The 23,885-nt window shown below is 50.7% G+C and carries 18 protein-coding genes; 14 read left to right on the top strand and 4 right to left on the bottom strand.

Annotated features, from left to right (window positions below):
- Positions 1-11: 11 nt before the first annotated feature.
- The 14 genes from ilvB (at position 12) to nrdF (ending at position 17,200) form a co-directional block, all read left to right on the top strand.
- Complete coding sequence (gene ilvB, locus U9S71_RS01885; RefSeq protein WP_326324805.1) at positions 12-1,763, top strand: biosynthetic-type acetolactate synthase large subunit; 1,752 nt, start codon at positions 12-14, stop codon at positions 1,761-1,763.
- A 41-nt stretch (positions 1,764-1,804) separates the two neighbouring features.
- Positions 1,805-2,395 carry an acetolactate synthase small subunit gene (gene ilvN / locus U9S71_RS01880; protein WP_326324804.1) on the top strand — a complete coding sequence of 197 codons (591 nt, stop codon included), beginning with the start codon at positions 1,805-1,807 and terminating at the stop codon, positions 2,393-2,395.
- Positions 2,396-2,461: 66 nt separating this feature from the next.
- Entirely contained in the window at positions 2,462-3,943 is a 1,482-nt protein-coding gene (gene ilvC / locus U9S71_RS01875; protein WP_326324802.1) for a ketol-acid reductoisomerase, read from the top strand.
- A 127-nt stretch (positions 3,944-4,070) separates the two neighbouring features.
- Positions 4,071-5,537, top strand: coding sequence for an ATP-binding cassette domain-containing protein (locus tag U9S71_RS01870; protein ID WP_326324801.1), 1,467 nt, complete (start codon positions 4,071-4,073; stop codon positions 5,535-5,537).
- A 45-nt stretch (positions 5,538-5,582) separates the two neighbouring features.
- Positions 5,583-7,091 carry a 2-isopropylmalate synthase gene (locus U9S71_RS01865; protein WP_326324799.1) on the top strand — a complete coding sequence of 503 codons (1,509 nt, stop codon included), beginning with the start codon at positions 5,583-5,585 and terminating at the stop codon, positions 7,089-7,091.
- Between the two features lie 23 nt (positions 7,092-7,114).
- On the top strand, positions 7,115-8,512 hold the full coding sequence (gene leuC / locus U9S71_RS01860; protein WP_326324797.1) for a 3-isopropylmalate dehydratase large subunit: 1,398 nt from the start codon (positions 7,115-7,117) through the stop codon (positions 8,510-8,512).
- Positions 8,513-8,516: 4 nt separating this feature from the next.
- Entirely contained in the window at positions 8,517-9,113 is a 597-nt protein-coding gene (gene leuD, locus U9S71_RS01855; protein ID WP_326324796.1) for a 3-isopropylmalate dehydratase small subunit, read from the top strand.
- A gap of 4 nt (positions 9,114-9,117) precedes the next feature.
- Positions 9,118-10,650 (top strand): hydroxymethylglutaryl-CoA lyase-like TIM-barrel protein, encoded by a 1,533-nt coding sequence (locus tag U9S71_RS01850; protein ID WP_326324795.1) that lies wholly within the window; start codon positions 9,118-9,120, stop codon positions 10,648-10,650.
- Positions 10,651-10,685: 35 nt separating this feature from the next.
- Positions 10,686-11,777 carry a 3-isopropylmalate dehydrogenase gene (gene leuB / locus U9S71_RS01845; RefSeq protein WP_326324794.1) on the top strand — a complete coding sequence of 364 codons (1,092 nt, stop codon included), beginning with the start codon at positions 10,686-10,688 and terminating at the stop codon, positions 11,775-11,777.
- A complete protein-coding gene (gene ilvA / locus U9S71_RS01840; RefSeq protein WP_326324793.1) occupies positions 11,774-13,006 on the top strand; it encodes a threonine ammonia-lyase IlvA in 1,233 nt (410 codons plus the stop codon). Before leuB ends, ilvA begins: the two co-directional genes overlap by 4 nt.
- A gap of 335 nt (positions 13,007-13,341) precedes the next feature.
- Entirely contained in the window at positions 13,342-13,578 is a 237-nt protein-coding gene (locus U9S71_RS01835) for a glutaredoxin family protein (RefSeq protein ID WP_326324791.1), read from the top strand.
- Positions 13,579-13,686: 108 nt separating this feature from the next.
- Positions 13,687-14,100, top strand: a complete 414-nt coding sequence (gene nrdI, locus U9S71_RS01830; protein ID WP_326324789.1) for a class Ib ribonucleoside-diphosphate reductase assembly flavoprotein NrdI — start codon at positions 13,687-13,689, stop codon at positions 14,098-14,100.
- The gene (gene nrdE / locus U9S71_RS01825; protein ID WP_326324787.1) at positions 14,057-16,162 is read left to right on the top strand and encodes a class 1b ribonucleoside-diphosphate reductase subunit alpha; all 2,106 of its coding nucleotides are present in this window, start codon (positions 14,057-14,059) and stop codon (positions 16,160-16,162) included. Before nrdI ends, nrdE begins: the two co-directional genes overlap by 44 nt.
- A gap of 54 nt (positions 16,163-16,216) precedes the next feature.
- Positions 16,217-17,200: a class 1b ribonucleoside-diphosphate reductase subunit beta gene (gene nrdF / locus U9S71_RS01820; RefSeq protein WP_326324786.1), complete on the top strand. Its 984-nt coding sequence runs from the start codon at positions 16,217-16,219 to the stop codon at positions 17,198-17,200.
- Positions 17,201-17,246: 46 nt separating this feature from the next.
- Here nrdF and U9S71_RS01815 read toward each other — a convergent pair whose 3' ends face one another.
- From U9S71_RS01815 to U9S71_RS01800, 4 genes are all read right to left on the bottom strand, one after another.
- A complete protein-coding gene (locus tag U9S71_RS01815; RefSeq protein WP_326324785.1) occupies positions 17,247-19,658 on the bottom strand; it encodes a TonB-dependent receptor in 2,412 nt (803 codons plus the stop codon).
- A gap of 19 nt (positions 19,659-19,677) precedes the next feature.
- On the bottom strand, positions 19,678-20,379 hold the full coding sequence (locus U9S71_RS01810) for a DUF4198 domain-containing protein (RefSeq protein ID WP_326324783.1): 702 nt from the start codon (positions 20,377-20,379) through the stop codon (positions 19,678-19,680).
- 348 nt (positions 20,380-20,727) lie between these two features.
- On the bottom strand, positions 20,728-22,173 hold the full coding sequence (locus U9S71_RS01805) for a Gfo/Idh/MocA family protein (RefSeq protein ID WP_326324781.1): 1,446 nt from the start codon (positions 22,171-22,173) through the stop codon (positions 20,728-20,730).
- 122 nt (positions 22,174-22,295) lie between these two features.
- Complete coding sequence (locus U9S71_RS01800) at positions 22,296-23,879, bottom strand: RagB/SusD family nutrient uptake outer membrane protein (RefSeq protein WP_326324779.1); 1,584 nt, start codon at positions 23,877-23,879, stop codon at positions 22,296-22,298.
- Positions 23,880-23,885: the final 6 nt, after the last annotated feature.

Genomic DNA, 23,885 nt, shown 5'->3' with positions numbered 1-23,885 from the left:
AAGACAAAACCATGAACACGTTGGAAATCACAAAAGACAACCCACAGGGCAATTTGAAAGGCGAAACCGAAACCACCCAATTGAGTGGTTCACAGGCCGTGCTCGAAGCGTTGCTGGCAGAAGGCGTATACACCATATTCGGTTATCCCGGCGGTGCTATCATGCCGATATACGATGCGCTGTATGATTACAATGAAAAGCTAAAGCATATCTTGGTACGGCATGAACAGGGTGGCATCCATGCTGCTCAAGGCTATGCGCGTACATCCGGCCGTGTGGGGGTGGTTTTTGCCACCAGCGGCCCGGGAGCCACCAACTTGGTGACTGGCCTTGCCGACGCCATGATTGACAGCAACCCCATTGTCTGCATCACCGGACAGGTGTTTGCTCACCTCCTCGGAACCGATGCTTTCCAGGAAACCGATGTAATCAATATCACGGCGCCCGTTACCAAATGGAACTACCAGGTTACCGACGCATGCGAAATCCCCACGGCATTAGCCAAAGCGTTCCACGTAGCACGCACCGGTCGGCCCGGCCCCGTGTTGATTGACATCACCAAGAACGCCCAGATCCAATCGTTTGACTATAAAGGCTATCAGGTTTGTAACCATATCCGCAGCTACCGCCCGAAGCCTATTGTGCGTAGGGAGTATGTGCAGCAAGCTGCCGAGCTAATCAACGCGGCCAAAAAGCCTTTTATCCTGTTCGGTCAAGGTGTTATCTTGGGCAAGGCAGAGGCGGAGTTCAAGACATTCATTGAAAAAGCCGGAATTCCTGCAGCAGCCACGGTGATGGGGCTGAGCGCGCTGGAAACCGACCACCCACTGCACATGGGCATGCTGGGCATGCACGGCAACTATGCCCCCAATGTGCTCACAAACGATTGCGATGTACTTATAGCCATCGGCATGCGCTTTGACGACCGTGTAACAGGTAGACTGGATAAATACGCCAAACAGGCCCAAGTGGTCCACCTCGACATCGATCCGGCCGAAATCGATAAGAACGTAAAAACAACGGTTCCGGTATGGGGAGATTGCAAAGAAACGCTGCCACTACTCACCGAATTGGTAGCTCCGCGTGAACATAAGGAATGGGTAGCGCGTTTCCGCGAATTGGAGCAGGAGGAAATAAAAGAGGTTATCCATAACGAGCTTAACCCCACCACCGACATCATGACCATGGGCGAGGTTATCCGGACCGTCAACGAGCTAACAGGAGGCGATGCCGTCATCGTTACCGATGTAGGCCAACACCAAATGGTGACCTGCCGCTACGCGAAATTCAACCAGTCCAAGAGCAATGTCACCTCCGGTGGATTGGGTACCATGGGATTTGGGCTACCCGCAGCGATTGGCGCTTGGTACGGTGCACCCGATCGCACCGTGGTCGCCGTAATCGGCGACGGTGGCATCCAGATGACCATTCAGGAGTTCGGCACCATCATGCAATTCGGCGCTAAAGTAAAAATCCTCATTCTCAACAATGAGTTTTTGGGGATGGTACGTCAATGGCAGCAGCTCTTCAATGATAGGCGGTACTCGTTTGTCAACATCACTAGCCCCGATTTCGTTACCGTGGCGAAAGGTTACAGCATACCCGGCCGCAGCATCAGCGCCCGGTCGGAACTGGCACAGGCGGTAAAGGAAATGATTGACCATGATGGATCCTACCTCCTTGAGGTGATGGTAGGCAAAGAGAATAACGTCTTTCCGATGGTGCCCCAAGGAAGCAGTGTAAGTGAAATCAGGTTAAAGTAATTGGTTTTTTGATCCTTGGTTATTAACTTTTGACTAAAAACATGGAAAAGCAAGAATATACCATCACCTTATATACGGAAAACAGCATCGGGATGATCGGCCGTATATCCACCATCTTCTCGCGGCGCAAAATCAACATCGAGAGCCTCAACACATCACCCTCGGAAGCCGAAGGCATCCACCGGTTCACCATCGTCACCATTGAAACGGAAGAAGTGGTGCGCAAGCTGTGCCGGCAGATTGAAAAACAGGTGGAAGTATTGAAAGCATATTACAACACCAACGACGAGGTCATCTGGCAGGAACAGGCCTTGTATAAGGTACCCACGGAGGTAGTTACCGAAAAAGCACCCGTTGAGCGGCTGTTGCGCCAATACGGCGCCAGTGCGGTGGTGATACGCAACGACTACACCGTATTCGAAACCGCAGGACACCGGGAAGAAATCGATGCGCTTACAGAAGCATTGGCCGAATATAACCTCATCGAGTTTGTGCGGAGTGCCCGCATTGCGATCATTAAGGATAGCGAAGGCTTCCATAAAAAGCTGAAGGAGTTTGAGGAAGCCGAGCCGGCAGGGGAAATCGTGGAGAACCGGTACCTCGATAAACAGGATAAAGTGTTTACGATGTGATCGGCGACATCGATACGACAACTAAATACATACGAAAACAAAAAAGTCAATTACATAAATAAAACAATGGCAAACTATTTCAACACCCTCCCTCTTAGAGAACAATTGAACCAATTAGGCGTTGCCGAATTCATGGATATCAGTGAATTCAATGATGGCATCAGCGCATTGAAAGGCAAAAAAATCGTTATCGTGGGCTGTGGTGCTCAAGGGCTCAATCAAGGGCTTAATTTAAGAGACAGCGGACTGGATGTTTCCTACGCCCTGCGTAAGGAAGCCATCGAGCAAAAGCGCGACTCGTGGAAGAACGCCACCGACAACCACTTTACGGTAGGCACCTATGAGGAGCTTATCCCTACGGCCGATCTGGTCAGTAACCTGACGCCCGACAAGCAGCACTCATCGGTCATCGACGCCGTGATGCCGCTGATGAAACAAGGCGCCACGCTCTCTTATTCACACGGTTTCAACATCGTTGAAGAAGGAAAGCAGATCCGCAAAGACATTACCGTCGTGATGATCGCTCCGAAATGCCCCGGCTCCGAAGTAAGGGCTGAATATTTGCGCGGTTTTGGCGTACCGACACTCATCGCTGTTCATCCCGAGAATGACCCGCAGGGAAAAGGTTTAGCCGAAGCCAAAGCTTACTGCGTAGGAACAGGTGGCCATAAGGCCGGCGTATTGCGTTCATCTTTCGTAGCGGAGGTCAAATCCGACTTGATGGGCGAACAAACCATCTTATGCGGCTTGCTGCAAACCGGATCCATCCTATCGTTCGATAAAATGATCGAAAAGGGCATAGACGCCGGCTACGCTTCCAAATTGGTGCAGTATGGCGTCGAGGTCGTCACCGAAGCGTTGAAACAAGGCGGTGTGACCGCCATGATGGACCGCCTGAGCAACGTAGCTAAAATCAAGGCATTCGAAGTTTCGGAAGAGCTGAAGGCGATTATGCGGCCCTTGTTCCAAAAACACCAGGACGATATCATGAGCGGCGAATTCAGTCGCACGATGATGGAAGACTGGGCGAACGGCGACAAGCAACTTTTGGGTTGGCGTGCCGCCACCGGCGAGACCGCCTTTGAAAAAACACCTGCCGGCGATGTGAAGATCGGCGAACAGGAATATTTCGACCACGCGGTATTTATGGTCGCCTATATCAAAGCAGGCGTCGAGCTCGCGTTTGAAACCATGGTTGAGGCCGGCATCAAGCCCGAATCGGCATACTATGAGTCGTTGCACGAGACACCCTTGATCGCCAACACCATTGCCCGTAAAAAGCTCTTCGAAATGAACCGTGTGATTTCCGATACCGCCGAATACGGCTGTTACCTGTTTGACCACGCGTGTAAGCCACTACTGGCCGATTTCATGAAAACCGTAGACACCGACATTATCGGCAGGGACTTCAATGAAGGCAAAGACCTTGCGGTCGACAATCAAGCATTGATCGCTGTGAACGAAGCCATACGCACCCACCCTGTTGAAAAAGTGGGCGCCGTATTACGCAAGGCCATGACCGCGATGAAGGCAATAAAAACAGTTTAAGAACCCCCCTAGCCGGATCGGTAAAAAGCCGGTAAGTACCGAGCCCGATCCGGATGGGTTTAACAGGCCAAAAAACGGCACAATTGCATATTATTGGCATTTTTCGTAAATTTGTATCGCATAAATAATGACTGATCCCGTCGTCCATATCGACCAATTGAACCTGCAGTATGCAGGGGTGGTGGTATTGGATCAATTGGATTGGCAAATCCATCGCGGAGAACACTGGCTCATCGGCGGTAAAAGCGGTTCGGGAAAAAGTGCACTAGCGAAAGCATTGGCGGGACTTGAGAAAACGAGTGGTAGCATCCAAACCCGGTTTGATCACCAGTCCTCGCTACCTGCCCGTGCATTATACGTATCCAATTGGTACCAGTTTACCAACCTGGAAGGAGATCGCAATTTTTATTACCAACAGCGATACAACAAACAGCAGAAAAACGATACGCTGACGGTATATGCCGAGTTAGCCGCTTACGCCGAATCCGAAGGCTTGTCATTTGCGAACCTCGAACAGTACCTTACGCTTTTTGAATTCATTGATTTGAAAGGCACGCAGCTGATTGAACTCTCCAGTGGCGAACACAAGAAATTGCAATTGATTAAAGCACTATGGCTAAAACCCCAATTACTGATTGTCGACGAACCTTATACCGGGTTGGATAAAGCGTCACGTCGAAAGTTGAACGGTTTTTTTGATGAGCTTGCAGTCAGCGGAGTGCAGTTGGTACTCGTCACGAACGAGACGGAGTTGCCCAGCTGCATCAACCGGTTTGCCGAAGTTGAGAACGGGAGAATCAATCGAGTAGATACCGCACAGGCCTTTTCAATGGATGCTGCGCGTACACCGCAACCGCTTCCCGCATTCCTGAGGGAAGCACCAACGTCACCGTCCGACACCATGGTGCACATGGAAAACATCCATGTCCGTTACGGCGAGAAGGTGGTGCTGAAGGGAATTAATTGGACGGTAAAAGCAGGTGAGAGATGGCTGCTCCAAGGGCATAACGGGTCGGGCAAATCGACCTTATTGAGTTTGATTACGGGCGACCACCCGCAGGCGTATGCCAATAACATCAGCCTCTTCGGTCAACCGCGTGGTAGCGGCGAGAGCATCTGGGAGATTAAGGAACGTATAGGCATCATCTCGCCCGAACTGCACTGGTATTTTGATAAAACCGCCCGTGTATGGCAGGCGGTTGCTTCCGGTTTCTATGACAGTATTGGCCTGTTCAGGCAAGTCAGCCACGAGCAGCAGCAGAAAATCGATCAACTGTTGGCGTTCTTTGAACTTACAGACGTCAAAGACCGATTGATTACTACACTGCCCCTAGGGAAACAGCGGTTGGTACTACTGGCCAGAACGATGATCAAAAACCCGCCGTTGCTGATACTGGATGAACCTTGCCAAGGACTCGACCATACACAAACGGCCCTGTTCAATGCCGTTGTTGATGAGTTATGCGGTTTCGGAAAAACGCTGATCTACGTCGGCCACTACGAAACCCAGTTACCCAGTTGTTTGGAAAAGAAGATGGTACTTGAAAAAGGCGAGGTTAAAGTAATGGAAGAGACGAACGAACTTGTTTGCTAAATAGGTTATCAGAGAACACATAACAGAAACAAAAAACAACTTATTATGTTGCACGATCCTAACCGCATATATATTTTTGACACTACTCTCCGGGATGGGGAGCAGGTACCGGGTTCACAATTGACCACCCCCGAGAAACTCATCATTGCTGAAGCGCTGGAGACGCTGGGTGTAGATATTATCGAGGCCGGTTTCCCGATTTCGAGCCCGGGCGACTTCAACAGCGTCGTAGAAATATCCAAGCTGGTAACCAACCCAACGGTATGTGCACTTACGCGGGCTGTCAAGGGCGATATCGACAGCGCCGTCGAAGCCCTGAAATATGCGAAGCATCCGCGGATTCATACAGGCATCGGTGCATCAGACATGCACATCAAATACAAATTCAACAGCACGCGGGAAGCGATTTTGGAACGCGCCGTCGAAGCCGTGAAATACGCGAAAAGTTTCGTTGAAGATATTGAGTTTTATGCAGAAGACGCCGGCCGGGCCGACAATGAGTACCTTGCCCGCATGATTGAAGCGGTGATTGCTGCCGGTGCAACCGTAGTGAACATACCGGACACCAACGGCTACTGCCTCCCCGAACAATATGGTACCAAAATCAAGTACCTCAAGGACCATGTAAAAAACATCGACCAAGCCATCATTTCCGTCCATTGCCACAATGACCTCGGGTTGGCAACGGCAAACAGTTTGGCTGGCCTGCAGCATGGTGCCCGGCAGGTAGAGTGTACCATCAACGGCATCGGCGAACGTGCCGGAAACACCTCGCTCGAAGAGGTTGTGATGGCATTGAAAGTGCACCAGTCGCTCGATCTTCACACAGAAATTAACACCAAACAACTGTATCCACTCAGCGGTACAGTAAGCCGGATGATGCGTATGCCGGTGCAACCCAACAAAGCGATTGTTGGGCGAAATGCGTTTGCACATAGTTCGGGCATACACCAAGACGGGGTGCTCAAACACCGTGAAAATTACGAGATCATCAACCCCGAGGATGTCGGTATCGACCAGTCGGAGATCATATTAACCGCCCGGAGCGGCAGGCATGCGTTGAAACATCACCTAATACGCTTAGGATACGCTAGTGACCGGCTCGACCTCGACCAGATATACCAACGCTTCTTGGAACTGGCCGATGTGAAAAAGGAGCTGAAAGACGACGACCTGCTCCAACTGATGGGTGTAAAGGCCGAAGAGAATTTCAAAAATGGCTTGGCCATCAGTGCACTGCAAGTAACTACCGGTGACCAAGACACGCCCATAGCAAACATCAAATTGGCGCACAATGGCAAGGAATTTACAACCACCGCTGCCGGCAATGGGCCAGTGAGCGCCACCATTAAGGCCATTGAGGAAATCACGGGTAAACACATTGAAATCAAGGAATTCAATATCCATTCCATACACGGCGGCTGCGATGACGTCAGCAAAGTGGATATGCGAGTCGTGTACGAAGACAAATCCTATATGGGTTACGGATTCAGCACGGATATCGTAAGAGCATCCGCAAATGCGTACCTCGATGCACTGAACAAGTTTATTTAGCAAAAAACGAAACAACTATAGAAATGAGTAAGACATTATTTGACAAAGTGTGGGATGCACACGTCGTGCATAAGATCGAAGGAGGGCCTGATGTGTTATTTATTGATCGGCATTTGATCCATGAGGTAACCAGTCCGGTTGCCTTTCTTGGACTCAGGAAACGTGGAATAAGTGTATTGTATCCGGAGCGCACATTCGCAACGGCAGACCACAACACGCCGACAATAGACCAAGACAAGCCCGTGGCAGACCCACTGTCTGCCAACCAATTGCGGGCACTGGAAGAGAACACCAAGGAATACGGCATCCCGCATTGGGGATTAGGCCATAACAAGAACGGCATTGTCCATGTGATCGGTCCGGAAAACGGCATTACGCAACCCGGTGCCACCATCGTATGCGGCGATTCGCACACCTCTACCCATGGTGCCTTCGGCACCATCGCCTTCGGTATCGGCACCTCCGAGGTGGAGATGGTGCTTTCGACCCAATGCATTATGCAGCCGAAACCGAAAAAAATGCGCATCACCATCAACGGTTCATTAGGCCGTGGTGTGTTACCGAAAGACGTAGCGCTATTCATTATTTCCAAACTCACTACTTCGGGTGCTACTGGCTATTTCGTAGAATATGCCGGTTCGGTATTTGAGCAGATGAGCATGGAAGGCCGGATGACCGTCTGTAACCTCAGCATCGAAATGGGTGCGCGCGGTGGGATGATCGCACCCGACCAGACCACGTTCAACTATATCGAAGGCCGTGAATTCAGTCCGAAAGGAGCAGACTGGGATAAGGCGATGGAATATTGGAAAACACTGAAAAGTGACCCCGACGCCCAATTCGACAAAGAACTCACGTTCGACGGTTCGGAAATCGAGCCCATGATTACGTATGGCACCAACCCAGGCATGGGTATCGGTATTACCCACGATATCCCCGATGCCCAACAGGCGGAAGCAGCACCGGCAACGTTTGAAAAATCACTCGGTTACATGGGCTTCCATGAAGGTGAAGCCATGGTCGGCAAGAAAATCGATTATGTTTTCTTAGGTAGTTGCACTAACGGCCGCATAGAGGACTTCCGCGCCTTTGCTTCGCTTGTTAAAGGTAAACGGAAAGCCGAAGACGTAACGGTGTGGCTGGTACCTGGCTCGCATGTCGTCGAAAAACAGATCCGGGAGGAAGGCATCTTCGATATCCTCACCGAAGCGGGCTTCACGTTGCGGCAGCCCGGTTGTTCTGCGTGCCTCGCGATGAATGACGATAAAATCCCCGCTGGCAAATATGCAGTAAGTACATCAAACCGTAACTTCGAAGGCCGGCAAGGTCCGGGATCCCGCACCTTGCTTGCCAGCCCCTTGGTGGCGGCGGCTGCCGCCGTAACCGGCAAAGTAACCGATCCACGAACCCTTATCCAATAACAACATGGCATACGACAGTTTCAATATATTGACAAGTACAGTGGTTCCACTTCCTATCGAGAATGTGGATACCGACCAAATCATCCCAGCACGGTTCCTGAAGGCTACCGAGCGTAAAGGATTCGGCGACAACCTCTTCCGCGACTGGCGGTACCACCCCGATAATACGCCGAAGGCAGATTTCGTATTGAATGATCCAACCTATAGTGGCAAAATCCTCCTCGGTGGCAAAAACTTCGGCTCGGGCTCATCCCGCGAACATGCGGCGTGGGCAGTTTACGATTATGGCTTCCGGTGCGTAATATCCAGCTTCTTTGCCGATATCTTCCGCAATAACTGCCTGAATGTCGGCGTACTGCCCGTACAGGTAAGCGCACCCTTCCTAGAGAAGGTGCTTGCCGCCGTTTATGCCGATCCGGCTACCGAGCTGGAAGTTAACCTGCCCGAACAGACCGTGACGATCCTGGCAACCGGCGAAAAGGAGTCTTTCGACATCAACAGCTACAAAAAAAGCAACATGACGAATGGCTTCGATGACATCGACTACCTGCTCAATATAAAATCCGACATCGAAGTGTTTTCCGAAACCCTTCCATTGTAAACGCATGGCCGGCAGGACAATTGAAATCATGGATACCACGCTACGCGATGGCGAACAAACATCGGGTGTGTCGTTCTCGGTTTCAGAAAAACTGACCATTGCGCAGCTGCTCTTGGAAGAGCTACAGGTAGATCGGGTGGAAATTGCGTCAGCCCGGGTTTCACAGGGCGAATTTGACTGTGTGACCGGAGTTGCCGCTTGGGCTGCCGATAACGGCTACTTGGACCGTGTCGAGGTCCTCTCGTTTGTAGACGGTGGCAAGTCGCTCACTTGGATGCGGCAGGCAGGGATCAACATACAGAACCTGCTCACGAAAGGCTCGCTGAATCACCTAACGCACCAGTTGCGGAAAACCCCGCAGCAACATTTTGACGAGATTGCGGCGGTCATCGAGTCGGCGGCTGAACACGGCATCCGCACAAACGTGTATCTCGAAGATTGGAGCAATGGTATGCGCCATTCGCCGGACTACGTGCTGCAATACCTCGATTTCCTAGCCTCGCAGCCTATCGAGCGGATTATGCTGCCCGATACCCTCGGCATCCTCTCGCCAAACGAAACCTATGCGTTTGTTGCTGCCATCCGGGCTCAATACCCCGAAACGCGTTTCGATTTCCATGCGCACAACGATTACGATCTCGGCACGGCCAACGTACTGGAAGCCGTAAAGGCCGGTATCGACGGACTGCACCTTACCGTAAACGGTATGGGCGAACGGGCCGGTAACGCACCATTGGCCAGTGCCGTGGCGGCAATCAATGACTTACTACCCGATGCCAGTTTACGGATCAACGAATCGGCCATTTATACCGTAAGCAAACTCGTGGAAAACTTTTCCGGCGTGCGCATACCTGCCAACAAACCCGTGGTAGGTGATAACGTATTCACACAGACAGCGGGTATCCATGCCGACGGCGACAACAAACACAACCTTTATTTCAACGACCTATTGCCCGAACGTTTCGGCCGCAAGCGCAAATATGCCTTGGGGAAAACCTCGGGAAAAGCCAATATCGAAAAGAACCTGCAGGAGCTGGGCCTCAAGTTGAATGAGGAGGACCTGAGGAAAGTGACCCAGCGGGTTATCGAATTGGGTGATAAAAAAGAAACCGTAACCACGGAGGACCTACCCTATATCATTTCCGACGTGCTGACCGCCGGCACCCAGAATCAGCAAATCCTGGTGGAATCATACGTGCTCACCCATGCACAGGGCCTCCGCCCATCAGCAACCATTGCTGTACGGATAAAGGGCAAACTGTTTGAAGAACATGCCCAGGGCGATGGCCAGTTCGATGCTTTCATGAATGCACTGTCGAGGGCCTATACAAAGAATGATATCCGGTTACCGGCCTTGATCGATTACAACGTCCGCATTGCACCGGGGAGTAGCTCGGATGCGCTCTGCGAGACCACCATCACCTGGCAAACGCAGAAAAGAAGATTTTCGACTCGCGGGTTGGATTCTGACCAAACCGTATCGGCCATCAAGGCAACCCAGAAGATGCTGAACATCCTGCTGGAAATTAGACATTAAACGATAGACATTAGATTGACTTTTAACTTTGTAAAATGAATTTGAATATAGCGCAGTTGCCCGGCGACGGAATCGGGCCTGAAGTAGTTGCCCAAGCGGTAAAGGTAGTCGACGCGATTGCCGAAAAATTTGGACACCAAGTGAACTGGACCTCTGGTTTAACAGGAGCAGTTGCCATCGACGCCGTGGGCGATCCCTATCCGGAGGCAACACACGAAATCTGTATGGCGGCCGATGCGGTATTGTTTGGAGCCATTGGCCATCCCCGTTATGACAACGACCCCAAAGCCGCCGTGCGCCCGGAGCAAGGGCTGTTGAAGATGCGCAAGAAACTCGGTCTTTTTGCCAACGTACGCCCTACGTTTACCTTTCCGTCACTTATTGATAATTCACCCTTAAAGAGGGAACGCATCGAAGGAACGGACCTGATTATCCTCCGGGAACTTACCGGTGGTATCTACTTTGGTGAGCGCGGAAGGAAAGATGGTGGCAACACCGCGTTCGATACGTGTACCTACACCCGGGAAGAAGTACAGCGCCTGGCGAAGCTGGGCTTTGAAATGGCCATGAGCCGCAGTAAGAAGCTTTGCTGCGTAGATAAGGCCAACGTGCTCGAAAGTTCCCGCCTATGGCGCGAAACGGTGCAGGACATGGAAAAGGATTTTCCAGAAGTGGAGGTAAGCTATGAATTTGTAGATGCTGTGGCCATGCGGTTAGTCCAGTGGCCCAGTGCTTATGATGTACTCATTACCGAAAACCTTTTCGGTGATATCCTTACCGATGAGGCTTCCGTCATCTCCGGGTCCATGGGGCTGATGCCCTCGGCTTCCATTGGCGTGCACACTTCGCTATTTGAACCGATACACGGGTCTTATCCACAAGCCGCAGGTAAAGACATCGCGAATCCACTGGCCACCGTCTTATCGGCTGCCATGCTGTTAGAAGATGTGTTTGGCCTTACTGATGAAGCAGACCTTATCCGGTCCATTGTCAATAAATCGTTGGCCGAAGGCGTTGTCACCGAAGACCTGTCAGGCAAAAACAAGGCTTACAAAACCAGTGAAGTAGGTGATTGGCTGGCAGCACAAGTAAGGCTGGCCGAGGCAGTCGAAACCCCTGCTTCATGAAACACCGCACCGAAGCGGCGGCCGAACGCTTAGCGGGGGTGGTAACCCATACGCCGCTTCAATATAGCCAGCGGCTGTCGGAAAAACACGCCGCGGCGGTGTATCTTAAGCGGGAGGATCTACAGGTAGTCCGCTCCTACAAATTGCGCGGTGCTTACAACAAAATCAGCAAACTCACGGAGGCCGAACGTGCTAAGGGAGTGATATGTGCCAGTGCCGGCAATCATGCACAAGGAGTAGCATTTTCTTGCAAACGCCTCGGCATCGATGGGGTCATATTCATGCCCGGCCCCACTCCGCGGCAAAAGATCGGCCAAACGGAGATGTTCGGCGGCGACCGTATCGAAATCATCCTGACCGGCGACACCTTTGACGACTGCCAACAGGCTGCTACGGCCTACGGTGCCGAACACGGGCTCACCTTCATCCATCCCTTTGACGACCCCGATATCATCGAAGGTCAGGGTACTGTGGGCGTTGAAATCCTGCAAGACCAACCCGACATCGATATGGTTATTGTCCCCATCGGCGGTGGTGGCCTCGTCTCGGGAATAGGGAACTATTTCAAGGAAGTGAAGCCGGAAATCGCCCTCCTGGGCGTAGAGCCTGAAGGGGCCCCCTCCATGAAAGCCGCATTGGCAAATGGCGGCCCGATAACCCTCAACGAAATCAACCGCTTCGTAGATGGCGCGGCGGTGAAACGTATCGGTAACCTCACCTATCGGTACGGAAGCACACTGCTGGATAATGTACAGCTTGTCCCAGAAGGCAAAATCTGCACCACCATCCTCGAACTGTATAATAAAGACGCCATCGTGGCCGAACCTGCAGGCGCCCTCGCCGTTGCAGCACTCGATGCCTTTGCCGAGCAAGTGAGGGGTAAAAAAGTAGTATGCATCGTGAGCGGCGGTAATAATGACATCGACCGCATGGCAGAGATCAAGGAACTGTCCCTGCTCTACGAAGGACTGAAACACTACTTCATTGTCCGCTTCCCCCAACGGCCCGGCGCACTTAAGTTATTCGTTAACGACGTATTGGGCCAGCACGACGACATCACCCGCTTCGAATTCATCAAGAAAACACAACGCGAACGTGGGCCGGCACTGGTAGGTATTGAGCTGCAGGACGCGGCCGATTACGCCGCGTTGGTCGACCGGATGCGTAAGAATCGCTTCGATTTCAAGGAAGTAAACAACGACCCTACATTGTTTGAATACCTGATATGATGGCAGGAGAAGATTGCGGTTGGATGAACTTGCTGATCTGTCAATAAACATACCGAAAACAGTAGTCAATTATCCACAACAGCAATTGTGAAAACAATTAAAATAAACACATCACACTAACAATCAACCGGTTGAACCTATGACAACCCACCGTAATTATCCACATTGTGTATAATTCAACATCTGTTGATAACAATTGCTACCGAACTGAAATTAAATAGCTGATATTTGTTCAAAGGCTACAACTTACCAACCACACGGAAAAAAATGATCGGAAGTGTTCCGAAAAGACGATTTGCTTCCGGTAGATGTTGAACAATAAAATTTTATAGCGTATGACACGGATTATTAAGTTCGAAAAAAACGATTGTGCGCCCTGCAACCAGGTGTCGGAGTTACTCGACCGCAGAGGTATTTCCTATGAAAAAGTGAATCCGTTTGACAAACCGGAACTGGCCATCCAATACAAGGTTCGTACCGTGCCCACCGTCATTGTGCTGAACCAGGACCAAGAGACCCAGCGTATCATCGGGTTCAAGCCGGAAGAGTTATCGGCATTGACCGTACAATAACCCGCCAAACCCAACGGGTCTGCAACAGACCTGCGCAGTACGGCACCATTATAATAAAAAAGACCCCCTCAGTATGTGGGGGTTTGGCATCTAAAAAGGTTCGCGAAAATGGAGCGGATATATTACGACAGCAAAACAGGCAACGTAGAACGGTTCATGCATAAAGTGGCCGAAGCAACGGGATGGGAAACACAGAAAATCCAACCCGATACGGTCGCCGTGCAAGAGGGTCATTTGGTAACGTTCACCACACGGTTCGGGGAAATCCCCGAAACCACGAAAAACTTCCTGCAGCAAGCAAGCCCGTATATCCTATCCGTCTCGTCGAGCGGAAACCGAAATTGGGGACAGAATTTCGCCGTTGCCGGAAACAAGATTGCCATCGAATACGACATCCCCTTAGCACTGAAATTTGAGCTATCGGGAACCAATGAAGACATTAACGAATTTATCGCCATCATCAAAGCAAGGAGAAACCATGGTAACAAACGAGGTAGCAAAGAGCTGGATACTGCTCAATAACGAAATCATGATCAAGAACGATGAGGAATTTAGCCTGCACAAGGACAAAGAGGCTGTGCGCGCTTATTTCCTTGAGTACGTCAATAAAAACACGGTATTCTTTTACACCCTCAAAGAAAAAATAGACTACCTCATCGAAAACAACTATTACATCAATTTCTACGAGTGGTTTACCTTCGAAGAGATGGAACGGGTGTATGACTTTATCGCTTCCAAAAAATTCCGCTTCGCCTCGTTCATGAGTGCTTTCAAGTTTTTCCAAAGCTACGCCCTGCGCGATGATTCGGGCGAGAAGTTCCTGGAACGATACGAAGACCGCGTTGCTGCGGTGTCGCTATTCCTCGCCCGCCACGGCGGCGTTGATGAAGCCTTGGAATATGCCGAACTGCTGATCAACCAAGAATACCAGCCAGCCACACCGACGTTTCTCAATGCAGGAAAAAAACGCTCGGGGGAATTGGTTTCTTGTTTCCTCGACGAAATTGGCGACAACCTCAACGGCATCGGCTACGCGGTAGATTCGGCAATGAAACTGTCTTCCATTGGCGGTGGTGTATCTTTCAATATTTCGAAAATCCGCGCCCGTGGCGAGGCCATTAAAGGCGTGGAAGGCCGGGCCGGTGGCGTATTGCCCATCATGAAGATCCTAGAAGATACCTTCTCCTATGCCAATCAACTGGGGCAACGGCCCGGAGCCGGAGCTGTATACCTCAACATCTTCCACTCGGATATTGAAGAGTTCCTCGATTGTAAGAAAATCAATGTGGATGAGAAAGTCCGTATCAAGTCGCTCTCTATCGGCGTAATCGTGCCCGACAAGTTCATGGAACTGGCAACAAAGGATGAGCCATGCTACTTAATCCATCCACATACGGTGATGCAGGAATATGGTCAACCCCTGGACAACTTGGATATGGACGAAATGTATGACGAGCTCGTTACCAATCCCAAAATAAAGAAACGTAAAATCAATGCACGCCACCTGCTGGTCAAAATTGCCCAAACACAGAAAGAAAGTGGCTACCCGTACATTTTCTTTAAAGAAAATGCCAATAAGCAACATGCATTGAACGGCATCGGTAAAGTAAAATTCTCTAACCTCTGTACCGAAATCATGCAGGTATCCGAGGTGTCTGACATCAATATCTACGGAAAGGAAGACACCATCCGATACGGCATTTCGTGCAACCTCGGTTCGCTCAACATCGCTACAGTGATGGAAAACAAGCGGATCAAACAATCCGTGAAAACCGCTATGCGTGCGCTTACCATGGTAACGGATGTAACCGATATCGCCATGGTCCCTTCCATCCAGAAGGCCAACCGCGAACTACACAGTGTGGGCCTGGGCGCGATGAACCTACACGGTTTCCTCGCCAAGAATTTCATCATGTATGAAAGTGAAGAAGCGCTGGACTTTGCCAACGTGTTTTTCATGATGGTCAACTATTACTCGCTTCAGGCATCCATGGATATCGCCCGCGAGCGGAAGCAAACGTTCGAAGGCTTTGAGAAAACGGCTTATGCCGATGGGTCCTACTTCGACAAATACATTACCCGCGATTACTTCCCCACTACCATCAAGGTGACCGAATTGTTCGCTGGTGTCGACATCCCTTCCATGGAAGATTGGGAAACATTGAAGCAGCAGGTACAGGAGCACGGCATATACCACGCTTATCGGATCGCTATTGCGCCCAACCAGTCGACCTCCTACATCATGAATGCGACCGCCTCGGTTATGCCGATTGTAGACACCATTGAAGTGCGGGAGTATGGAGATAGTACCACCTATTATCCCATGCCCTACCTCACCAACGACAACTACTTCTATTACAAGTCGGCATACGACATGGACCAGATGAAGGTATTGCGGCTGGTTTCCGTTATCCAGCGGCACGTGGATCAAGGCATATCCACCATCCTGCATACCAACTCGAAGGACAACACCAGGGATTTGGCCAAATACTACATCTACGGACACAAAGTAGGACTCAAATCGCTATATTATACACGTACGCGGAAGTCATCGATCAACGAGTGTGTTTCGTGCTCGGCGTAGCCTCGCGAACAAGGAGCAAGAGCAGAAAGCAAAGAGCAAAAAAGCAAAGAACAAATGAAGCAATATAAAGCAGTCAACTGGAACGAACCGGAAAATGATTACGCACTGATGTTTTGGGAGCAGAACATCAAGCAGTTCTGGATCGATACCGAATACATCCCTTCGAAGGACATCGACAGTTGGAAATCCCTTTCGCCCGAGATGCGAGAGTGCTATAAAAAAGCATTAGGTGGCCTCACCCTGCTAGACACCCTGCAAAGCCACACGGGTATGCCCAAAATCATGGACCATATCGATTCATTGCAAAATAAATCGGTGCTGGCATATATGTGTATGATGGAAGCCATCCACGCCAAATCATACTCGACCATCTTTACCACGGTAGCTACCTCGCGCGACATTGAAGACATCTTCCAATGGGTGCAGAACAATAAGTACTTACAGTTCAAAGCATCGACCATCGATAAGTACTACAGTAAGCTTGCCGATAAAGACATCAGCAAGGAAGATCTCTTCATGGGGCTGGCTGCATCGGTATTCCTGGAGTCGTTCCTGTTTTATAGCGGTTTTTTCATCCCGCTGTGGCTTTGCGGACAGGGACACATGGTGGCCAGCGCAGACATCATCAAGAAAATCGTAGCCGATGAATCCATCCACGGCGTATTTGTAGGATTGCTGGCTCAAGACGTATATAAAACACTCCCCCGCCCCGAAAAGACCAAAGAAAAGCTGTTGGAGTTGCTCAATGAGCTGTATGAAAATGAGCTCAAGTATACGGAAGAAATCTACACCGAGGTAGGGCTCACAGCCGAGGTAAAGGAGTACGTGCGTTACAATGCGAATAAGGCACTGATGAACCTGGGCTTCGACCCCTTGTTCGAGGTGAAACGCGTAAACCCAATCGTGTTGAATGGGCTCAGTGTAGAAACCACCCAGCATGATTTCTTCTCCAAGAAATCTACCAACTACGAAAAAGCGACGGAAATCGTGCATCTTCGCGACGAAGATTTCGTGATGGATACGTCGATAGCCATATAATGACAAAAGGGGGCGTATAGCCCCCTTTTCTATTCCTACCCCACAATCAGAACTTGTATCCGATGCTCACCCGCAAGTTGCGCGGGGTTTCAGATTGCCAGTAAAATGCGTTGTTCCAAGAGTAGTATGACCCGGAAAACAGGTAGTCATCCAATATATTGAATAGGTTCGCGCTAATCCGTAGGTCGTCATTCTCCCAAAACAGTCCTCCATCCAGCTTGAAATAATCGGGCAGCCGCACATCACTCGTATCCCAGTCGTCCGTTTTGCGATCCCATAGCCAGGTAAATCCGGCCGCAGCGCCCAAGTTCCGCAGCGCACCGCGCTGGATGCGGTAAGTTAACCAGGTATTTGCCGTGTTCGCTACATAACCGAGCAGGTCGTCGCCCACTTCGTAATCGGTAACACCTTCGGCTACTTCGGTCACCTCCGCATCGGTATAGGCATAATTGGCAATAAGGTCCAGCCCCGGGGCTAGTCGGCCGTGTACATCAAACTCGATACCGCGCGTAACCTTCTGCCCAAGAACAATGCTATAGCTTTCGGTCGGCGTGCTGTGCAGCGGGTCGGCCGTCAACTCGTTTTCCTTCAGGATACGGTAAGCCGAAACCGACGTATTCCAGGCACCGTTCGCCCAATTCCGTTTCAGCCCTATTTCTTGATTATTCCCGGTAACAGGTCTCACCCGTCCACCGCCGAAAATGCGCCCCGATTGCGGCACGAAGGCCTGATCGTACAACGCATATAGGGCAGTATGTTTGTCCATGCTCCAACTCACACCGACCCGCGGGGTGAAGTGGCTGGCTTTTTCAGGTGCTCCACCATACGCGCTTTGGCTCACCGACGTGAAGCGTCCCGCAAGGGTAAGCCGCAATTGGTTGTCAAAGAACCCGAGTTCATCTTGCAGGTAGATCCCTTTATATTGCTGGGTCACCGATCCGCCGGCAATTGCTGCCCTGGCCTCCAAGCTGGTGGTCCGGTCGAAAGAGGGATAACCATTCACCGGCACACCGAGGTACGGGTTGTGCACATCGAACTCACCGCCATTGGCGGTATCCAACGCGTGAGACTGCCCCCAATCGGCCAGGTAGTCCTTCTTCCCTACATCAATGCCTAAAAGAATGCGATGCCGCACGGGGCCCGTAGTAACCCTTCCGTTGACGAATACCTGCGCCAAGCTCATCTCGCTGAATGCATCCCAAATGCCAACGCTCCGGATGATCTTGCCACCGTCGGTCATGTTGGATGCCGGCCACATCGAAGAGCCCACCTGGTCATACCGCAGGTAGTATCCTTGGGCCGTCAATCGCCAGTTCGTGTCGATATCATGGGTGAGGTTCACCAGGAAGGTCTGGTCTTTGATGTTGGTAGGTTCCAGACCCACGGGCATCATGGTAAACTCACGCGGCAGACTAGCATAGCCATCGGGCGTGGGGCCAAACACATAATACGAGCCTACGTCAGACATCTTCGCATATTGCAACGTATACTCGGCCGTCACCCTGGTTTTGGCATCCACTTGGTAGGAAACCACCGGGGCCAGAGCGTACCGGTTGTCAAACTCATTGGCCCGGTGCGAGCCTTTGGTTTGAGCCGATGCATTAAAACGATACAATAATCTGCCGCTTTTGTTAAGCTTGCCGTCCAAATCCAACGTAGTACGGTACAGGTCGTACTCACCTATCGTAAGCGTAGCTTCACCCTTGGTTTCCCCTGTCGGTTTCTTGGTTACCACATTGTAGGAGCCCGAGGGGTCGCCATTGGATAGCATAAACCCGGCGGGACCTTTCACAAACTCGATATGGTCCACGAAGCTCATATCTTCCGTAAGCGGCCCCCAATAAGAAGCCACCACGTTAAAGCCATTCCGGAAGGCCTGTATCTGGGTGCCCCGCATACTGATGTTCGTATACAGGTTACCCCAGTGCTCCAGCCGGACAGCACCGCTTACATTCCTGATCAACCCGTCGCTCATACTGATCACCTGCTGGTCCGAAAGGGATTTGCTAGATACGACCTGTACATTCTGTGGGATTTCAATCAGCGGCGCATCCAGACGCAACGTGGGGGATGGTGTAAGGATGTTATAGCTCCCCCGCTTTTCGCTGATCAATACTTCCTCCAATTGTTGACTGGTCATGTCAATGATAAAATCAAGTGCATGGGTGTCTCCCGGGCGGGCAGTAATGGTTTTCGATTGGTTGGCAGTGCCCAGCGCACTGATTTCCAACGTCAGCGTACCCGCTTTTTGAAGTTCAATCCGGTAGGCACCCTCGTCGTCCGTCTGACTACCAAAAGGGGTACCCTTCACGCGAACCGAAACATGTCCTGCCGGCACCCCATTGGAGGTCGTAATTTTTCCCGTGATAACCGTGTGTCTCCCATTTTGTGCATATGCCGGATAAAACCCGAAGGTGGCTAATAGGATTAAAATCGCCAATTGTTTAATTAACCGCATCGTTGTTACTATTAAATAATTAGTCAATGTTAAAACTCCAGGTAGCAATACGATGGAGGTGCTTATGGTCCGCATCCGTTACGTCAGCGCTATGCAACGCTTCAACGAGGTAATGCCCCGGTCTATCGGGGACAAACGAAATCGCCCCATTATCGTCCGTATGGAAGGTTTTTTGCCAGCCATTGGGCGAAAACACCGTCACCTCTAAATCGGCCAACGGTTGATTGTCAAGTTGCGCATCGATGGAGATAGCCTTGCCAACAGTCTCCTTGCCAGCCGAACGAGCCAGTAAGCGGAAATCACCCACAGCCTCTACTGTTTGTTCAGCTTTTACCCCCACGTGCACAAAGGCGGCACCATTGAATTGGTATTTGTGGCCGTCGAAGGTTTCCGCAACGGGTTTGGTGATACTAAGGGCATAAACACCGTTTCTTTCGGGCGTAAATGCAGCTACATAGTGATCGGCTTTCGCAGTGACGGCTAATGGCTTGGTGCTGCCATCGGGTAGGTGTAATGTCAGCACAAATGAACCGACGTCGGACCACCAATCTTCAACGTTCTCCAATACCCCCTCAGACGGTTCGCCGTAATAAATACGGACCTGGTGCACGTTGCCCGATTTACCTATGGGGGCGGTATCGATCCACAGTGCGTGTGCCCATGCGGTAGAAAAAGAAAATAAACATACAATACAAACAACGATGACGTGTTTAGCTTTCATGATAATTAATGTGTTAGAAATGAAAAGATAAAATTGTGGAAAGGCCGTCGGAAGGCCCTGACGGGCATATTAGCAATAATTTTACAGGTGCCGATTGCCGCTGCAAACAAAATTTGCCTATTTTGCATAGCTTTTGAATGTATACCCATATTTTTAAAAGCAACCACCCTTGGTGGATGGGCCGTGCAGGTGCGAACTGCGCGGCCTTTTTATTTTACGAGGACAAATATAGACACTAGTTTATAATAAGTCTAAATAATTTACAATTAATTGTATCGGAAGTTGTCACCAACAAAAACGGGGTACCCCGATTGGCGTACCCCGTTTACTCATTAAACGTAATCGTTTTTAAACGGTTGGCAAATTCCAGCCCTGCCGGTATTGCCGCTTCACGAACTGGTTGACTTCATCGAAATTAGTCACCTTCATATTGTCGTTATCCCAAATCAACTTCAGGTTTCTTCCGGGATACTTGTTGTCGATACGCAAGTCTGACCCACGAATAGCCAAATTGGCCATGAGGAGCGCTTCGGTAAGCGGGCCGGCAATGGAAAATGGTGAGCTTACTTCCTTTTTACCATGGCCAGCAATACAGGCTTCAACCCACTGTGCATAGTGGCCGCCCGACCCGTTTGGCACCCGTTCGTACTTAACAGGCAACTGATGCTGCTTGGTCAACGAAGTAGGTAACAACCTGGGGTTCTCCGCATAGCATCCAGCCATCATCTTGCCCTTGGTACCTACAAAGAGGATACCGTTACCGCCATCGCCGAATACCTCGTTCGGCCCCAGTTCTTCCGGGCGTTGCGGTTGTATACCGCCATCCATCCAATGGATTTTCACGTCGCCGGTTGTTTTTTCCGATTTCGGGAACGTAAGTACGGCGTAGCTCGAAGGTGGGCAACTTTCGGGAAAATACCCACGCTTGAACTCATCCACGTAGACGGATCCAACACTGGCCTGCACATCCTTTACATACTGGAGCCCTAAAATACTGAAAGGTGCCTCCATAATGTGGCATCCCATATCGCCAAGTGCACCGGTACCGTAATCCCACCAGCCGCGCCAGTTGAATGGCACTAACTTATCGATATAATCTTTATAGGGTGCGGTACCCAACCAAAGATCCCAGTCGAGCTCGTTGGGCACTTCTGCCTTCTGGGCCGGCCACTGGATACCTTGCGGCCACACCGGCCGGTCTGTCCACGTATAAATGGTATGCACGTCGCCGATGAGCCCAGCGTCAAACCATTCACGCATAATGCGGACACCATCGCCCGAAGCACCTTGGTTGCCCATCTGGGTTACTACCTTATATTTCTTTGCTGCCTGCGTCAGCGCACGCGCTTCAAACACATCGTGCGTAAGTGGTTTCTGTACATAGACGTGTTTGCCCAACTGCATCGCTGCCAGGGCCTGTACGGCGTGGTTATGATCGGGCGTAGATACCGACACCGCATCGATATGACGGTGTTCTTTATCGAGCATCTCCCGGTAATCCTTATAATATTTAGCCTGTGGGAACCGCTTTACGGAACCCGCTGCCCGTCGGTCATCCACATCACAAAGGAAGGCAATCTCCGCCTTACCACTGTCGTGGAAATTCTTAAGATCTGAATTTCCCTTACCACCTACACCAATACCCGCCACGACTAATTTGTCGCTGGGTGCAACGAACCCCGTACCGCCCAATACATGGCGCGGCACCACCATAAATCCTGCAGCAGCTGCAGCCCCGGTTTTGATAAAATCCCTACGGGTTGCACCTGCTTTTGACTGATTACTATTTTTCATCTAACATCTGATTAAATTGTTTTAGCTTTTCTGTTTCGCACGCCCTGCACACCGCAAGCCATACGCTGCTAATATAGCAAAACTGTCAGTAAGTTACGTAACAACTTACTGACAGTTAATGATTAATTACCGTATCCCGGATTCGGATCCAGCGACGGGTTACGCTGTAATTCATCGTCCGGAATGGGGAACAACAGGTGGCCTTCGCCATATGTAGCACCAAAATTGTTCTGGTGACCGATGACGTCCACAAAATCAATCTGGCCATCCGCACCCGTTACGGGGAATTGCCGCGTGCGTTGGATATCGGACCACACGTAGAACTCAAAAATCAATTCGCGCAGGCGCTCCTTCCACACTTCTTCCACAAATTGCTGTGGGCTTAGACCTGTCAAATCAGCTTTAACTTGGGCGGTGGTCTGTTTCCAATAAGCTCGGCTCCTTACCTGTGCCAAATAGTCAACGGCTTCGGCGGTAACACCTTCCGATTGGGCAATCGCCTCTGCCGCTACCAATAAAACATTGGCATACGTTATGATCGGCAGGTCTTTACCCGATGTAGCAGTCTCCAAAGAGGCTTGTTCATCAAACCAGATATGGGGCGCCGTATCGAAATGAGCAACCGTGCCGTCGGCCCTTGTCAACGACGAATGGAAGTATTGTTTTTCCTGGATACGCAAGTCTTCATCCGTATCGTAAGCCTGCAACAGATCAGCCGTAGGCCGATACGCGTTGTTGAAAATCGCATACGCCAACTCCGGTGCCATGCTTACCGGGAAGGCGTATTGTGTATACCCCGAATTGGAAATACCCACTTCATACTCATAGTAATAGATTTGTTCATTCGGAAGATTGTCCGCAATCCGCGCTTTATTATAGGCGCTGTTGGCAACGACAACATCCCCTTCCGCATCTCTTCCGTGCGAGGTAAGGCTATACACACCGCTGGATACGATACTGCGGGCCACTTGGGCGGCGTCTGCATACCGGTCGGCCTGTAGCGGGTATCCGCTCATTGTGAGGTATACTTCCGCTAGCAATGCTTGCGCCGCACCCTGCGTTATCCGGTTTTCATTACCACTCATCGTAGCCGCCGAAAGCACGCCGTCTTGGGTGGCAAACGTCAGGTCTTCAATGATAAGCGCGTATACGTCAGCAACGGGCGCCCGTTCAATATACAGGTTCTCCAAGCTTTCGTACGGCTCAGTGATCAACGGTACCCCACCGAAAAAGCGAACGAGGTAATAATAATTCATCGCTCTGAAAAAACGAGCTTCTGCAAGCAGCTTATTGGCTTCGGATTCAGGTAATCCCGGTGTTGTTGGAATATACTTGATGGCATTGTTTGCGCGTGAAATGCCTAAATACATATCGCGCCAAAATCCACCCAGGTAACCCGACATATTCACGCTATTCAAGGTAAGTTCTTGGGCATGCTGCACATGGACTTCCTGCCCCTTGTAGTCATTGTCTACCAACCCCGACATGTAAGGCCCAAACATCAGTCTCGACCCGGAATAAACACCACCACCAAATAACGATGGTGCCCCCGACCGATACAGCGCGTTCACCGCATTATAGGCATGGTCCGAATTTTTAAAAAACTGGTTCGGCGCGATCTCATCTTTCGGCACTTCGGTCAAGAACTCCGAGCAGGAGGTTGCCAGTACTCCTGCGGTAACTATGATTGCTATTAACTTTTTCATCTTCAA

The organism is Parapedobacter flavus (assembly GCF_035818675.1).
GTDB lineage: Bacteria > Bacteroidota > Bacteroidia > Sphingobacteriales > Sphingobacteriaceae > Parapedobacter > Parapedobacter flavus.
The sequence above is the reverse complement of the archived record's forward strand: the minus strand, read 5'-3'. Positions and strand labels throughout refer to the sequence as shown.

What these genes read in the sequence shown, in the direction of transcription:
- ilvC (WP_326324802.1), top strand. Translation starts at nt 2,462, where the DNA reads ATGGCAAACTATTTCAACACCCTCCCTCTTAGAGAACAATTGAACCAA.
- leuD (WP_326324796.1), top strand. Translation starts at nt 8,517, where the DNA reads ATGGCATACGACAGTTTCAATATATTGACAAGTACAGTGGTTCCACTT.
- nrdE (WP_326324787.1), top strand. Translation starts at nt 14,057, where the DNA reads ATGGTAACAAACGAGGTAGCAAAGAGCTGGATACTGCTCAATAACGAA.
- ilvN (WP_326324804.1), top strand. Translation starts at nt 1,805, where the DNA reads ATGGAAAAGCAAGAATATACCATCACCTTATATACGGAAAACAGCATC.
- U9S71_RS01835 (WP_326324791.1), top strand. Translation starts at nt 13,342, where the DNA reads ATGACACGGATTATTAAGTTCGAAAAAAACGATTGTGCGCCCTGCAAC.
- nrdF (WP_326324786.1), top strand. Translation starts at nt 16,217, where the DNA reads ATGAAGCAATATAAAGCAGTCAACTGGAACGAACCGGAAAATGATTAC.
- U9S71_RS01805 (WP_326324781.1), bottom strand. Translation starts at nt 22,173, where the DNA reads ATGAAAAATAGTAATCAGTCAAAAGCAGGTGCAACCCGTAGGGATTTT.
- nrdI (WP_326324789.1), top strand. Translation starts at nt 13,687, where the DNA reads ATGGAGCGGATATATTACGACAGCAAAACAGGCAACGTAGAACGGTTC.
- U9S71_RS01850 (WP_326324795.1), top strand. Translation starts at nt 9,118, where the DNA reads ATGGCCGGCAGGACAATTGAAATCATGGATACCACGCTACGCGATGGC.
- U9S71_RS01800 (WP_326324779.1), bottom strand. Translation starts at nt 23,879, where the DNA reads ATGAAAAAGTTAATAGCAATCATAGTTACCGCAGGAGTACTGGCAACC.
- U9S71_RS01865 (WP_326324799.1), top strand. Translation starts at nt 5,583, where the DNA reads ATGTTGCACGATCCTAACCGCATATATATTTTTGACACTACTCTCCGG.
- U9S71_RS01815 (WP_326324785.1), bottom strand. Translation starts at nt 19,658, where the DNA reads ATGCGGTTAATTAAACAATTGGCGATTTTAATCCTATTAGCCACCTTC.
- leuB (WP_326324794.1), top strand. Translation starts at nt 10,686, where the DNA reads ATGAATTTGAATATAGCGCAGTTGCCCGGCGACGGAATCGGGCCTGAA.
- U9S71_RS01810 (WP_326324783.1), bottom strand. Translation starts at nt 20,379, where the DNA reads ATGAAAGCTAAACACGTCATCGTTGTTTGTATTGTATGTTTATTTTCT.
- ilvB (WP_326324805.1), top strand. Translation starts at nt 12, where the DNA reads ATGAACACGTTGGAAATCACAAAAGACAACCCACAGGGCAATTTGAAA.
- U9S71_RS01870 (WP_326324801.1), top strand. Translation starts at nt 4,071, where the DNA reads ATGACTGATCCCGTCGTCCATATCGACCAATTGAACCTGCAGTATGCA.
- ilvA (WP_326324793.1), top strand. Translation starts at nt 11,774, where the DNA reads ATGAAACACCGCACCGAAGCGGCGGCCGAACGCTTAGCGGGGGTGGTA.
- leuC (WP_326324797.1), top strand. Translation starts at nt 7,115, where the DNA reads ATGAGTAAGACATTATTTGACAAAGTGTGGGATGCACACGTCGTGCAT.